15 protein-coding genes are annotated in these 13,986 nt (G+C 65.0%); 7 read left to right on the top strand and 8 right to left on the bottom strand.

Annotated elements, in window-relative coordinates:
- The first annotated feature begins 60 nt into the window (after positions 1-60).
- A complete protein-coding gene (locus EV641_RS21380) occupies positions 61-660 on the top strand; it encodes a hypothetical protein (protein WP_054719539.1) in 600 nt (199 codons plus the stop codon).
- A 79-nt stretch (positions 661-739) separates the two neighbouring features.
- On the opposite strand, the gene EV641_RS21375 is transcribed toward EV641_RS21380, so the two are convergent.
- The 5 genes from EV641_RS21375 to EV641_RS21355 form a co-directional block, all read right to left on the bottom strand.
- Positions 740-1,477 (bottom strand): SDR family oxidoreductase, encoded by a 738-nt coding sequence (locus EV641_RS21375; protein ID WP_132474344.1) that lies wholly within the window; start codon positions 1,475-1,477, stop codon positions 740-742.
- Positions 1,474-2,505, bottom strand: a complete 1,032-nt coding sequence (locus tag EV641_RS21370) for a phosphotransferase family protein (RefSeq protein ID WP_132474342.1) — start codon at positions 2,503-2,505, stop codon at positions 1,474-1,476. The genes EV641_RS21375 and EV641_RS21370 overlap by 4 nt, the downstream gene beginning before the upstream one ends.
- On the bottom strand, positions 2,502-3,719 hold the full coding sequence (locus tag EV641_RS21365) for an acyl-CoA dehydrogenase family protein (RefSeq protein WP_132474340.1): 1,218 nt from the start codon (positions 3,717-3,719) through the stop codon (positions 2,502-2,504). The genes EV641_RS21370 and EV641_RS21365 overlap by 4 nt, the downstream gene beginning before the upstream one ends.
- Before the next feature lie 87 nt (positions 3,720-3,806).
- The gene (locus tag EV641_RS21360) at positions 3,807-4,433 is read right to left on the bottom strand and encodes a TetR/AcrR family transcriptional regulator (RefSeq protein WP_054715942.1); all 627 of its coding nucleotides are present in this window, start codon (positions 4,431-4,433) and stop codon (positions 3,807-3,809) included.
- A gap of 35 nt (positions 4,434-4,468) precedes the next feature.
- Positions 4,469-5,596, bottom strand: a complete 1,128-nt coding sequence (locus EV641_RS21355; RefSeq protein ID WP_132474338.1) for an NDMA-dependent alcohol dehydrogenase — start codon at positions 5,594-5,596, stop codon at positions 4,469-4,471.
- 156 nt (positions 5,597-5,752) lie between these two features.
- Between EV641_RS21355 and EV641_RS21350 the strand changes: the two genes are divergently transcribed.
- Positions 5,753-6,196 (top strand): SRPBCC family protein, encoded by a 444-nt coding sequence (locus EV641_RS21350; protein WP_054715937.1) that lies wholly within the window; start codon positions 5,753-5,755, stop codon positions 6,194-6,196.
- A gap of 15 nt (positions 6,197-6,211) precedes the next feature.
- Here EV641_RS21350 and EV641_RS21345 read toward each other — a convergent pair whose 3' ends face one another.
- Entirely contained in the window at positions 6,212-6,838 is a 627-nt protein-coding gene (locus EV641_RS21345) for a maleylpyruvate isomerase family mycothiol-dependent enzyme (protein ID WP_132474336.1), read from the bottom strand.
- A 68-nt stretch (positions 6,839-6,906) separates the two neighbouring features.
- Entirely contained in the window at positions 6,907-8,112 is a 1,206-nt protein-coding gene (hppD, locus tag EV641_RS21340; RefSeq protein WP_132474334.1) for a 4-hydroxyphenylpyruvate dioxygenase, read from the bottom strand.
- A 187-nt stretch (positions 8,113-8,299) separates the two neighbouring features.
- Between hppD and EV641_RS21335 the strand changes: the two genes are divergently transcribed.
- The 4 genes from EV641_RS21335 to EV641_RS21320 all read left to right on the top strand — a co-directional run bounded on the left by EV641_RS21335 (position 8,300) and on the right by EV641_RS21320 (position 12,257).
- Complete coding sequence (locus tag EV641_RS21335) at positions 8,300-8,809, top strand: Lrp/AsnC ligand binding domain-containing protein (RefSeq protein WP_132474332.1); 510 nt, start codon at positions 8,300-8,302, stop codon at positions 8,807-8,809.
- Between the two features lie 141 nt (positions 8,810-8,950).
- Entirely contained in the window at positions 8,951-10,204 is a 1,254-nt protein-coding gene (locus EV641_RS21330) for a Glu/Leu/Phe/Val dehydrogenase dimerization domain-containing protein (protein ID WP_132474330.1), read from the top strand.
- Positions 10,197-11,603 (top strand): amino acid permease, encoded by a 1,407-nt coding sequence (locus EV641_RS21325; protein WP_132474328.1) that lies wholly within the window; start codon positions 10,197-10,199, stop codon positions 11,601-11,603. The genes EV641_RS21330 and EV641_RS21325 overlap by 8 nt, the downstream gene beginning before the upstream one ends.
- A gap of 42 nt (positions 11,604-11,645) precedes the next feature.
- Positions 11,646-12,257: a dihydrofolate reductase family protein gene (locus tag EV641_RS21320; protein WP_054719910.1), complete on the top strand. Its 612-nt coding sequence runs from the start codon at positions 11,646-11,648 to the stop codon at positions 12,255-12,257.
- A 3-nt stretch (positions 12,258-12,260) separates the two neighbouring features.
- Here the strand turns inward: EV641_RS21320 and EV641_RS21315 are convergent, their stop codons facing one another.
- Positions 12,261-12,896 (bottom strand): isochorismatase family protein, encoded by a 636-nt coding sequence (locus tag EV641_RS21315; RefSeq protein ID WP_132474326.1) that lies wholly within the window; start codon positions 12,894-12,896, stop codon positions 12,261-12,263.
- 123 nt (positions 12,897-13,019) lie between these two features.
- Here EV641_RS21315 and EV641_RS21310 point away from each other — a divergent pair, with 123 nt between their 5' ends.
- A complete protein-coding gene (locus EV641_RS21310; RefSeq protein ID WP_132474324.1) occupies positions 13,020-13,964 on the top strand; it encodes a helix-turn-helix domain-containing protein in 945 nt (314 codons plus the stop codon).
- The last annotated feature ends 22 nt before the right edge of the window (positions 13,965-13,986 follow it).

The following is a 13,986-nucleotide window of genomic DNA, read 5'->3' as shown; positions in this document are numbered from 1 at the left end:
ACGAGGTAGACGCACGGGTCGGTGGAAACGTGAGGTTGCCCGTTCCTGCACTATTGTCGAATGATCTTGCTGCCAGACCTGCCCCTCCTCGGACCGATCACCGGTGTGGCCCGCACCTTCGCCGAACGCACGGTCGCCACCGTCGTGTTCGCGGCAACTGTTCCTGCCCGTGTCGAAGCCCTGCTCGACACCGCCGAAAAACTCGTCGCGCGAGTGGACGATGTCGTCACCGACGCCGCCGCAGCTGTCGCCCACGCTGCCGCGGTGATCGAATCGACGACGCAGGTTGTCGGGGAGGCCGCCGATGCGGCGGCACGAGCCAAGCAGGTCGTCGAGTCTGCGGGCACCAGCACCGCTGTCGCGGGGGAGCTCCTCGACACCTACGCACCGCTCGCCACGCAGGCAGCGCCCTTGGCGTCGCAGTTCCTCGACGAACTGTCACCCGAGGAAGTCCATGCGGCGATCCTGATGCTCGACCAGTTCCCGGAACTGTCCGAACGCATGGTCGGGCTCATGCCTATCCTCGCGACCCTCGAATCCGTCGGGCCCGAGCTTCACGAACTGCTCGGCGTCGCCCAGGACGTGCGCCAGGCCATCACGGGAGTACCCGGCTTCGGCTTCCTACGACGTCGAGGCGAGGAGAAGGAAAACGGCGACTGACCAACCCCGATCGGCCGAATGTCACCTTCATACAGTCGAACGGAATGAAGGTGACATTCGGCCGATCAAGGCAGCATCATCAAGCCTCGTACAGACTCGATCCCGCGCGGCTGAGCACCAGCCGCGGCAGCACCGCCCGCGACGACAACTTGAGCAGCGCGTCGACCAATTCGACGACGTCGTTCACCTCGAGCATCGACTCGGCGGGGATCTTCTCCTTGATCCAGTCGGACATGTCGGTGTCGACGTAGGCCGGCGCGATCGCCGAGGCGGAGACCCCGTTGCCGGATTCCTCGAGATTGAGGGTCTCGACCAGGGAGATCAGCGCGGCCTTCGTTGCCCCGTAAGCAGCGAGTCCGGCTTCGGCATAGACACCGGTGATGGACGACAACGCCACCACCTTCGCACCCCGGGCAGGATCGGCTGCAGCGGCTGTCCGCAGCAACGGCAGCGAAGCCTGGAGCAGCGCGAACGGTGCAGCAAGGTTCACCGCGAGCGTCTTGTCGAAGCGGCGCGCCGGGAAGTCCGCGATCGCACCCGCGGTGCCGACGCCGGCGTTGAGGATCAACGCACGCATCGTACCGAACGATTCTTCGTGCGCGCCCACCACCCGTGCTGCCGCTTCGGGATCGGCGAGATCCGCAGCGACCGCGCGCACCTCCGAGGCACCCGCCTCGCGCAGTTGTGCGGCGGCCTTCTCTAGCCTCTCCTCGCCGCGCGCCGAGATCGTGAGGGCGTAGCCCTGTTCGGCGAGCCTGAGCGCGACACCGAACCCGATGCCGCGCGAAGCTCCGGTGACAAGTGCACTCGCAGTCACGAGGCCGCTCCCTTCACTGCATCCAGTCCGGCTGCGACGAGCGCCGGAACCGCTTCTCCTGCTTTGTCGAAACCCTCACCGATGGTTGCGCCGACGCGCCACCGGTGGTTGATCCCTTCGGCGATCACGGCGAGTTTGAAATACGCGAGACCCAGGTAGAAGTCCCAGTGTGCGATCTCGCGACCAGAGGCCACGGCGTAGCGTTGAACGAGGTCGTTGTCGGCCGGCAGCCGGGAGCTCGTCCACGCGGCAGGGAAGCCGAGCACATCGTCGAGCGCCGGGTGCCGGTAGACGCACATCAGCGCGAGATCGGTGAGCGGATCACCGAGTGTGGATAGTTCCCAATCCACCACTGCGGCAACCTTTCTCGCATTATTCTTATCGAGGATGGTGTTGTCGATCCGGTAGTCGCCGTGCACGATCGACGGCGCGGGCGATTCGGGGATCGCGTCGGCGAGTGTCACATGGAGGCGGTCGAGGTCGGGAAGTTCCCGGGTCTTGACGCGGCCCCACTGGCCGGCCCACAGCTTCACCTGCCGTGTGACATACCCGTCGGGGCGACCGAGTTCGCCGAGACCCACCGCGACGAAGTCGACGTCGTGCAGCGCAGCAATGATGCGAACGAGTTCGTCGGTGCAGCCCGTGATCTCGTCGTCGGTCAGCGCATCGAGATCGTCCTTGCTGCGGATGACGCGGCCGTCGATGTGCTCGACGACGGTGAAGGGCGCGCCCATCACCGCGTCGTCCTCGCACAGCGCGACCGTCCGCGCGACCGGGACTCCGCTGTCCTGCAACGCCGAGGTGATGCGGAATTCTCGGGCCACATCGTGTGCGGACGGTGTCAGGCCCGCGGTGGGGGGACGGCGGAGAACCCAATTCGACGTGTCGTCGAAGATCCCGTAGGTGAGGTTCGATTTGCCGCCGGAGATGAGTTCCGCGCGGAGCTCACCGTCGAGACCGACTCCGGATTCCGACAGGAAACGCTGGAGAGCAGGAAGATCCAGACCCTCGTGCTCGACTACGGTCACGACCGGTCCGCCTTCGCTGCAGCAGCTTTACGAGCGGCACCGACGGTGCGCTTGGCGATGGCCCAGCGGTGCACCTCGGACGGTCCGTCGTAGACGCGGAACGGACGCACCTCACGCGAGAGACGTGCGAGCGGAAGGTCTTCGGACACACCGAGGCCACCGCACATCTGCACCGACCGGTCGACGATCCGGAAGATCGCCTCGGAGGCGAACGTCTTGGCGATGGACGTGGCGTTGGCGGCGTGCGAACCCTGATCGAGCTCCCAGCAGGCCTGTGTGAGCAGGGTGCGGGTAGCGGCGATGTCGATCTCGTTGTCGGCGACCATCATCTGTATCATTCCGAGATCGCCGAGCTTCGATCCGAAACCTTCACGCTCGGCGACGTAACCGACGGCGATGTCGTGGCCGCGGCGGGCCGCACCGAGCCAGCGCATCACGTGGGTCATGCGGGCGGGGCCCAGGCGGACCTGCGCATAGGCGAAGCCTTGGTCGACCTCACCGAGGACAGCGGAGTCCGGTACGAACAGATCCTCGAAGTCCACCTCGCAATGACCGCCGAGCATCGACTTGTCGAGGGTGGCGATGTGCCGGCCGACCGTCAGTCCTTCGGTATCGGCGGGCGCGAGGAACATGGTGGCCCCTCCGCGCTGACCGGGCTCACCGGAGGTGCGAGCCATGATGATGAAGAATCCGGCTCCATCGGCTCCGGTGATGAAGTGCTTGCGGCCGTTGATTTTCCAGCCACCCGACACCTTCTCGGCGAGCGTGTTGAGCGCGTTGGGGTCGGCTCCGGCACCGGGGGCGGGTTCGGTCATCGCGAACGCGGAACGCACGTCACCGGCTGCGAGCGGTGCGAGGAATTGCTGTCTCTGCTCGTCGCTGGCGATGTGCGCGAGCATGTGCACGTTGCCTTCGTCGGGTGCGGCGATGTTCAGCGCGGTGGGGCCGAAGAGCGAGTAGCCGGCCGCTTCGAAGACGGGTGCGCGGTCGGACATACCGAGGCCGTGTCCGCCGTACTCGATGGGAGCGTGGGGCGCGAAGACACCGGCGTCCTTCGCGGCCTTCTGCAGGTCGGCTCGGACGGTGTCGCCGCCGGCGGCAGTGATGTCACCGCCGTGTGCATCCTCGATGGGCAACACGTGGTCGCGGATGAACGATTCGGTCTTTGCGACCAGGCCGGTTACCTGATCCGAATACGACAGATCGACTGCCATGATCACTCCCTCTCCACACCGACCGATCGATCGCTCGGTTCTGGATACGGTGACACACCGGCATCGGTCCGGTCAAGGATCCAGGACTCAGCGCGCCCCCACTGCGCTGCGTGCAATCGCGAGATTCCGCTCGACGAGTTCATCGGGCGTGAGCGTGCCATCCGGGCGATACCAATCGGCCACCCCGATACACATGGTGGCCACCGCACGCCCCGCGTCCTTGGGAAACGGCGTGGTGAACTCGCCCGACTCGACCCCGGCCTCGATGATCTCGTCGATCATGCGCTGCTGTTCGTCGCGCAGCGCGACGTACGTCTCGCGACTCTCCGGCTCCATGCTGCGCATCTCGGTGGAGGCCACGAAGGCCTGGTCGCGGCGGAACATGTGGAACCGCAGCAGCGACTCCACCACCGCGTCGAACCGCTCGGAGGGGCTCGGGCCGGCTTCCGCGAGGGCGCGCCGACTGCGGTCCAGCAGTTCGTTCATGACGGCCGTCGTCAGCGACACCAGGAGCGCCTGCTTGGACGGGTAATGATGGTAGAGACCGGGGACCGAGAGTCCCGCGCGCGCGGCGACCTCCCGGATCGACGTGCCGTCGTAGCCTCGCTCGGCGAACGCGTCGAGTGCCGCAGCGAGGGGTTTCGGCAATGACACCGGGCCGTAGTGTCGCCACGACCCGGTGTCGCCGGAGACCTGATCCTCACGCGTGTCCATGGACATCACGGTAAAGGACGGCCGTCCCCACGGACTCAGTAGTCGTCGTCGCCGTAGACGATGACACCGCGCAGGTTCTTGCCGGCAAGCATGTCGGCATAACCCTCGTTGATGTCTTCGAGTTTGTAGGTCTTGGTGACGAGACCGTCGAGTTCGAGCTGGTCGTTGCGGTACAGCTCGAGCAGCTTCGGGATCTGCGAACGCGGCCCGACACCGCCGAAGATCGCGCCCTGCACCCGCTTCTGCAACAGCGTGAGCTCGAACAGGCTCATGGTGACCTCGGTATCCCGCGCGTCGCCCATACCGACGACCACCACCTGGCCACCTTTCGCCGTCACCGCGAGCGCCGGCGCGATCATGTCGCCGTGGATTTCACCGACGGTGATGATCGTGACGTCAGCCATTGCACCCCAAGTGATTTCACCGATCACGGGCGCAGCTTCCTCGAGCGACGCGAACGTGTGTGTCGCGCCGAACTCCTTCGCCTTGTCCCGCTTGAATTCGACGGGGTCGATCGCGATCACGAAGCGCGCACCCGCGTGGGCAGCACCCTGCACGGAATTGATACCGACGCCACCGACGCCGATGACCACCACCGCGTCACCGACCTTGGTTCCGCCGATCGCCGTAGCCGATCCCCAGCCGGTCGCAACGCCGCAGCCGAGAAGCGCCGCCTTATCGAGAGGGATGTCCTTCTCGATCTTGATGACCGAGGCCTCGTTGACCGTGACGTACGGGGCGAAGGTGCCGAGCAGGCACATCTGGATGACCGGCTCGCCGCCCAGCGTCACACGATTGGTTTTGTCGGAAATCGCCTTTCCGGTGAGGAGTCCGGCACCCTCGTCGCAGATGTTCTGCAACCCCTTCGCGCACGAGCGACACCGCCCGCATGCCGGGATGAACGCGAGAACGACATGATCGCCCTCCTCCACGCTGGTCACGCCCGGTCCGACCTTGGTGACAACGCCGGCCCCCTCGTGACCGCCGAGCGCAGGGAACGACGGAAGCGGTGAGGCCCCGGTCCGCAGATGCTCGTCGGAGTGGCACAGACCCGACGCCGCGAGCTTGACCTGCACTTCACCCGCCACCGGGTCGCCGAGATCGATCTCTTCGATCTCCCACGGCTGGTTTACGCCCTTGATGACTGCCGCTTTTACCTTCACCGAGCCTCCTGAGTGATGGGAACCACGTGATCCATCGGAGAGTGAAACAGGTTTTCCGACATTTCGGGGAAAAATTCGTGCGCATCCCTTCCCGCGCCGAAAGGTAACAGCTACTGTTCGTAACAGGAACAAATCTTGAAAGGGAACCCACCCGCCATGATCGAGGTCCACCACACCGCCGTCGCGGAGGTTCCCGTCGACGTCGCGTTCGACTACATCGACGACCACCGCACCGTCCCCGACTGGATGTTCGGCGTCGTCCGATTCGAGCCGGTCGGAGCACAGATCCAGGGACTCGGCGCGACGTTCGATGCCACCATGCGGGTCGGCCCGAAGAACCTCGATTCCCGCGTCGAGATCGTCGAGTGGGAACACCGCAAGGCGATCGTGTTGTCGTCGATCTCGGGGTTCCGGACGTCATCGTCGTGGAGGTTCACCGAACTCGACGACCGGCAGGCACGCCTGGACGTCGTCTTCGGTTACGAACTTCCCGGAGGACTCGCCGGCCGTGCCCTCGGCAAGCTCATCGAGCCGATCGTGGGCACGGCCGTACGACAGACCGAGCAGGCGCTGCGCGTCCAACTCACGCAGCTCGCCTGAATCCTAGCGGGCGGTTCACGCCCCTGCGGTGAACCGCCCGCTCTGCTCTCCCGACAACAGACCCGGTGGCAGGGTCCGGCCGGCCAAAACCAGCAGGAGATGCTGCGCCGATCCGGTGACGGTGGAACCGGTGCCGTACGACCAGTCGTGATCATCGGCCTGCAGACGAACACCGGTCAGGTCGGCACCGAAGAAGTCGATGGCCTTGGGCTGCAATGATCCGATCATCATTTCGATTCGCTCGCGCGGCACGGTGCGGTCGATCCCGAGCGCGACGGTCATGTCGAGGCCATGGACCACTTCGTGGAACAGCGTCCCTTCCGGTCCATCACCCGGCGGATGCCACGGATGCTCGATATTCGTCCGCAGACTGTCGAGCAGCTCCGCGTCGGACAATGCGCGCGTGTCGGCGCGGGCGCACGCGTCGGACGCGCGGTTGATGTCGCCCCGCGCCTTCACCATGGCGAGCGCAAGTCTCGGAATGCTGTAGCGAAACGCTGTGGTGGTGTGCGCGAGCACCTCTCGGATCCTCCACCCCTCGCACAACGACGCGACATCCCACTGCCGCTCGTCGAGCCGGTCGAGCACCTCGAGGAGATCCCGCCGTTCCCCAGCAACATAGGGGTGTGCAGACTTCGGCATCGGTCGGTCCCTTCACTCGGAGTTTCTGCCAGGGCAGACCCGTCCGACGCGAGGAACTCATCGCGCGATCAGAAATTGCCGCGCGCAGCCTGCTCCCGCTCGATCGCTTCGAAGAGAGCCTTGAAGTTGCCCTTCCCGAAACCGAGCGATCCGTGGCGCTCGATCAGTTCGAAGAACACGGTCGGACGGTCACCGATCGGCTTGGTGAAGATCTGCAGCAGATAGCCGTCTTCGTCGCGGTCGACGAGGATCCCCCGCTTCTTGAGCTCCTCGATCGGCACGCGCACCTCACCGATGCGCGCACGCAGTTCAGGATCCTCGTAGTACGCGTCGGGGGTGGCGAGAAATTCGACGCCCTCATCTCGCAACTGATCGACCGTGGTGAGAATGTCGTTGGTGGCCAACGCAAGATGCTGCGCTCCCGGACCCTGATAGAAGTCGAGATACTCGTCGATCTGCGACCGCTTCTTGGCGATCGCCGGCTCGTTGAGCGGGAACTTCACGCGGTGATTGCCGTTGCACACCACCTTGCTCATGAGCGCCGAATAGTCGGTGGCGATGTCGTCGCCGACGAATTCGGCCATGTTCGTGAACCCCATGACGCGGTTGTAGAAACCGACCCACTCGTCCATCCGGCCGAGTTCGACGTTGCCGACCACGTGGTCGAGGGCCTGGAACAGCCGCTTCGGAGCACCGTCACGTTTACGGAAGGTGGACGTGCGCTCGACGTATCCGGGCAGGTAAGGCCCGTTGTAGCGCGACCGGTCGACGAGCGTGTGCCGGGTGTCGCCGTACGTCGCGATGGCCGCGGTACGCACAGTGCCGTGCTCGTCCGCGATGTCGCGGGGTTCTTCGATGATCGTCGCGCCCTGCAGGCGGGCATGCTCGATGCACTTGTCGACGTCGGGCACTTGCAGTGCGATGTCGACGACGCCGTCACCGTGGAGTCGGTGATGCTCGATCAGCGCACTGTTCGGGTCGACCGCACCCTTGATCACGAATCGTACAGCACCGCTGCGCAATACGTACGCGTGATGGTCTCGATTTCCGGTGTTCGGGCCGGAATACGCGACGAGTTCCATTCCGTAGACGGACTGGAAGTAGTGGGCGGTCTGGGTCGCGTTGCCGACCACCCACACCACCGCGTCCCAGCCACTCACCGGGAACGGGTCACTCTCACTGTCGTATTCGACGAGTCCGACGAGACGATGCAGTTCGTCGGCGTCGAGGTGGGCGAGTTTCTCGCTGTCGGTGAGGGTGTATTCGAGCGTCATGTCGTGAACCTCCTGCCGCTGTCCGCGGCACCGGTCGATGTGTCGTGTATCACCAGGAAAAGCCCATGGAATGTCGTCGCGCAACGTCGCCTTTCCCAACTGGTCGGTTTGGCTCGAATCCACAGGAGTGGCGCCATTCAGCTATACAATCGGTCTAGAATTTGCGGCTCGATGGGAAGGACCCGCCATGCGTGAGCCCGTACAACTGGACGAGTTGGATTTCGCGCTCCTCGAGGCACTGCACACCGATCCGAAGGTCGGTGCACTCGAACTGTCGCGGCGCCTGACGGTCGCACGCGCCACGGTGTCGGCACGCCTCAGACGTCTCGAGGACACCGGCGTCATCGCCGGCTATGAACCCCGGATCAACTTGTCTGCAGCAGGTTTCGAGGTCCAAGCATTCGTGACGATGGAAATCGTTCAAGGCGCACTCGAAGCAGTCACCGACGTGCTCGAGGCGATCCCCGGTGTGCTCGAAGCTTTCGCCACGACCGGCGCCGGCGACATCCTGTGCCGCATCGGTGCCGATTCACACATCGGGCTACAGCAGACCCTCATCGAATTGAACCGCTCGTCGATCGTCGCCCGATCGACGAGCGTCATGGTGCTGTCCGAAGTGGTGCACTACCGCGCGATGCCGCTGCTCCGGACCCTCGAACCCGAACGATCGGCGAAGGCCCCCGCATATCGTCGTTGACCCGATCCACCAGCGGGAACCTACGCAACTGGACGAATTGCACAGAAAATTACTCCAGTACTCAACCGAACCTCCGCAGCGTGCACAGTTGCCTGAACCGCAGTTGCGGGCAGATTGTTACTGCCGTCACAGTTCTCTCCCATGAAGAACCTGCTGACGAAATTCGAAGACAAGGCCCCCGAGATCGTCTTCGAATGGCACGACACCGACACCACCGCACGCGGCTGGGTCGTCATCAACTCCTTGCGCGGCGGAGCGGCCGGCGGCGGTACCCGCATGCGGCGTGGACTGGACCGCCGCGAAGTCGAATCCCTCGCGAAGACCATGGAAATCAAGTTCACGGTGTCAGGACCGGCGATCGGCGGCGCCAAGTCCGGCATCGACTTCGATCCGTCCGACCCTCGCAAGGACGAGGTCCTCCGCCGCTGGTTCGCCGCTGTCGCACCGCTGCTGCGCGCCTACTACGGCACCGGCGGCGATCTCAATGTCGACGAGATGGCCGAGGTCGTCCCGATCACCGAGGCCAACGGCCTGTGGCATCCTCAGGAAGGTGTCGTCACAGGACATTTCGGCAACGACGAGCGCCAGCGCATCCAGCGCGTCGGCCAGCTACGACTCGGCGTCGCGAAAGTGGTCGAGGATTCGCGGTTCACTCCGGCCCTCGACTCGAAATACACCGTCGCCGACCTGATCACCGGATGGGGCGTCGCGGAATCGGTGCGCCATCACCGAAGCCTCTACCCCGGAGAAGGTCTCGAAGGAAAGCGCGTCATCGTCCAGGGGTGGGGCAACGTGGGCGCCGCAGCTGCCTACTATCTCGCGCAGGCCGGTGCCCGGATCGTGGGCATCATCGACCGCGACGGTGGCATCCTCGAGCCCGAGGGCCTGTCGCTCGACGAGATCCGCACCTTGTTGCTCACCCGCAACGGCAACGCCTTGCGCAGCGACCGCATGCTGCCCTTCGCCGAGGTGAACGAGCAGATCTGGGATCTCGGCGCCGAGATCTTCCTCCCCTGCGCTGCAAGCCGTCTCGTCACCCGCGAGCAGGTCGACCGGATGGTCACTGCAGGACTCGAGGTGATCGCGAGCGGTGCCAATGTTCCGTTCGCCGACGACGAGATCTTCTACGGCCCGACATACGAACACGCCGACAAGTCTGTTGCCGTCATCCCGGATTTCATCGCCAACTGCGGCATGGCCCGTGCATTCGCCCAGCTCATGGAGGGTGAAGTGGAAGTGTCCGACGCCGCGATCTTCGGCGATGTCTCCGACACCATCGCGACCGCGCTGCGACGCTGCCACGGCCGCTCACCCGAGCGCACCGGCCTCGCTGCGACGGCGTTCGAGATCGCCCTCGACCAGCTCGTCCCTGCAGGGGAGCGTATCGATGACTGACACCCTGGTCGCCGCACCGGCCGCCACCGCCGAACCCGCGGGACTACACCGCGCGATGAAGCCTCGCCAGCTCGTGATGATGAGCCTCGGCGGCGCGATCGGAGCGGGTCTGTTCGTCGGCTCCGGCGCGGGCATCGCGGTCGCCGGCCCGGCGATCCTGATCTCGTTCCTGGTCGCGGCCGTGCTCGTGGTGTTCATCATGCGGATGATGGGCGAGATGGCGGCGGCGAATCCGGCGAGCGGCGCATTCTCCACGCACACCGAAGCAGCGCTGGGCCCGGTCGCGGGGCGCACCATCGGCTGGCTGTACTGGATTCAGGTCATCATCGTGATCGCCGCCGAAGCGACAGGCGCAGCAGCGATCACCGCGGTGGCGCTGCCGGGGATACCGCAGTGGGCGTCGGCGCTGTTCTACATGGTCGTCCTCACCGGCGTGAACCTCGTGGGTGTCAAGCGGTTCGGTGAGGTCGAATTCTGGTTCGCCGCGATCAAGATCACGGCGATCGTCGCATTCCTCGCGATCGGGGTTGCCATGATCGCGGGCTGGATGCCCACCTTCGACACCACCGGGTTCGCCAATCTCACGGCTCACGGCGGTTTCGCGCCCACCGGGATCGCGGGTATCGCTGCCGGCCTGCTGATCGTGATCTTCGCATTCGGCGGCACCGAGATCATCGCGATCGCCGCTGCCGAAACGTCCGATCCGCGACGCAATGTCGGCCGCGCCGTGCGCACCCTCGTCTGGCGGATCCTGGTGTTCTACATCGGTTCCGTGCTGGTGATGGTGACAATCCTGCCGTGGACGTCGGAAGACCTCGCGACCGGGCCGTTCGTCGCAGTGCTGCAGGCCGGCGCGGTACCGGGTGCGGCCGCGGTGATGACGGTGATCGTGGTGGTGGCACTGCTGTCGTCGCTCAACGCGATGCTGTTCAGTGCGTCGCGGATGATCTTCTCGCTGTCGCACCGGGGCTCGGCGCATCCCGCATTCGGGCGCACCTCGAAGAACGGCGTCCCCCGCAATGCGGTGCTCGCGTCGGTGGCGTTCGGATTCGTCACCGTCGGACTGAACTACGCCTACCCCGACAAGGTGCTGCCGCTGCTGCTCAACGCAGTCGGCTCCACGATTCTGGTGCTGTGGACGTTCGTCGCCGTGTCGCACATGGTGTTGCGACGCCGAGCTCGGCGCAACGGCACCGAGGGCACACTGCCGCTGAAGATGTGGGGCTTCCCGTATCTGTCGTATGCGACGCTCGGTCTGCTCGCCGGCATCGTGGTGCTGGCCCTGTTCGACAGCGCCGCCCGCACGCAATTGTTCGCGACCGGCGCGCTCACCGCCGCCATCGCCGGTACGTGCACCGTTCTCCACCGTCGCAAGGTCAAGGCGATGAGTTTCCAGTAGCTCCCGGGTCTACCTTCGGGACACCTTCCGGAAGAGGAGACCATGAAACTCACAGTGACGACATTCGTATCGGTCGACGGAGTGGCACAAGGGCCCGGCGGCCCCGAGGAAGACCTCAGCGGAGGCTTCACCCGGGGCGGCTGGGTCGTTCCACTGTTCGACGAGGATACCGGCGAATTCATCGACGAAGTGTTCGCGCAGGTCGACGCGTTTCTGCTCGGGCGGAAGACGTTCGACATCTTCGCCGCGTCGTGGCCCGACTCGACCGATCCCGAGGACCCGATCGCCCACGCGCTCAACACCCTCCCCAAGTACGTCGCGTCGCGCACGCTCACCGAGCCGCCGTGGGGTCCGACGACCGTGCTCAACCACGACATCCCGTCTGCAGTGGCCACACTGAAGAAGCAACCCGGTCGCGAACTACAGGTGCACGGAAGCATCGAACTCGTCCGCGTCCTTCACGACCACGACCTGGTGGACGAATACCGGTTGCTCACCTTCCCGGTCGTCGTAGGGCAGGGCCGGCGACTTTTCGACCGAGGGATCGACACCGCACTGACGCTCGTCGAGTCCCGCACCACGAAGTCGGGCGTCAGCATCTGCTCGTATGTGCCGGCCGGTCGGCCCGAGTACGGGCTCGCCGAGGTGGAGTGACCTTCAGGCGGAGACCGCTGAACGTCCTTGCAGCGCAGACTCGACGATGTTGCTCTTGGGCAGGGCCGCGTAGGACTGCACCGCCTTCGACCATTCCCCGGTCGTGGCCACCGCGGCGAAATTCGACTGCAACAACACCATCAGCGTCGTGTGAAGAGACTCCGCGGACACGCTTCCGGCCTCGTTGGCCAGATGAATCGCACCGGTCGCGTCGGAGAGGATCTCCGTCGCGAAGCCCAATCCCTCGGCCTCCACGGCGGTGGCGAGATCGCAGTTGTTGGTCATGTATCCGACGATGGTGATCGTGTCGACGCCGTGTGCGCGCAGCCACTCGGCCACGTCCGTCCCGGCGAACACGCTTCCGTAGTTCTTGCCGACACGCTTCCACGCCGGGTCGACGCGTTGTTCGATCGCGGGATGAAGTGACCATCCCTTCGTGCCTTCGATGAACACGGGAGCCCCTTCGGGCATACGGTGCTGAACGATGATGACGGGCACGTCGTGTGCAGTTGCGGTGTCCATCGCAGCGACGATGTTGGCCAGCGATTCGTCGCGCGGCGGATGCTGGATTTCGAGAGGTCCGTCGAAGTACTCCTGCTGGACATCGACGACGACAAGGGCGCGGCGGGGCGTGGTCACGAGTTGCTCCTCATATCTGTTGGTGCGCTCCGGATGTGCTCACCTGTGACTTCGATTGTTCGGCAGCGCTACCCTTACGACGAGTGGCACAAATGCCGACTTTCGATGAGATTGGGCCAACCCGTGAAAATTGCGATCTACGCGTTCGACGGCATCACCATGTTCCATCTCGCGGCGCCGCTGATGGTGTTCGGTGAACTCGGACGGCTCGACCTCGCATCAGACTGGGAGACCCGCCTCTGGTCGGACCGTCCCGGGTCGATCCGCGCCGTCGAGGGATATCCGATCGCCGGCATCGCAGGACCGGAAACGGTCGACTGGGCCGACATCGTCGTCATTCCGTCCTGGCCCCAGACGTTGACACCCGTCGACGACTCGCTGACGACACTGCTTCAGGGCGCACACGCGCGCGGCGCGATGGTGGCCGGACTGTGCCTCGGCGCATTCGCCGTCACCGGCGCCGGGCTCCTCGACGGCCGCGCAGCGGTCACCCACTGGGATATGATGCCCGAACTCGCCGCGCGGCACCCGGGAACAGAAGTCGATTCGTCGGTGCTGTACATCGACCACGGCGATGTCCTCACGTCGGCCGGCACTGCTTCAGCGATCGACGCGTGTCTGCATCTGGTGCGTAAGCACCTCGGATCGGCGATCGCCACCAAGGTTGCTCGCAGTCTTGTCGTCGCTCCGCATCGCGAAGGCGGTCAGGCCCAGTACATCGAGCGTCCCATCCACAGACCCACCAGCGACCCCGCCATCACCGACACGATGGACTGGGCGCAAGCACATCTCGACGAACCACTCACCGTCGAGCGACTCGCCGAGCACGCCCGGATGAGCCGACGCAGCTTCGTACGGCACTTTCAGGAAGCCACGGGCACCACACCAGCGCAGTGGGTTGTCGGGCGTCGACTACACGAGTCACGTGTCCTGCTCGAAACGACCGACTGGGGTATCGACGCCATCGCGTCCACGTGTGGATTCGGGAGCACCGTGACCTTCCGGCAGAACTTCGTGTCCGCCTTCGCCACCACCCCTACGGCCTACCGGCAGCGATTCGCCGGCTGAAGCGTTGTCTGTCCTGTTGAAT

Origin of the sequence: Rhodococcus sp. SMB37, assembly GCF_004345605.1 — a bacterium.
GTDB lineage: Bacteria > Actinomycetota > Actinomycetes > Mycobacteriales > Mycobacteriaceae > Rhodococcus.
This window is presented reverse-complemented; position numbering and strand designations above follow the sequence as displayed.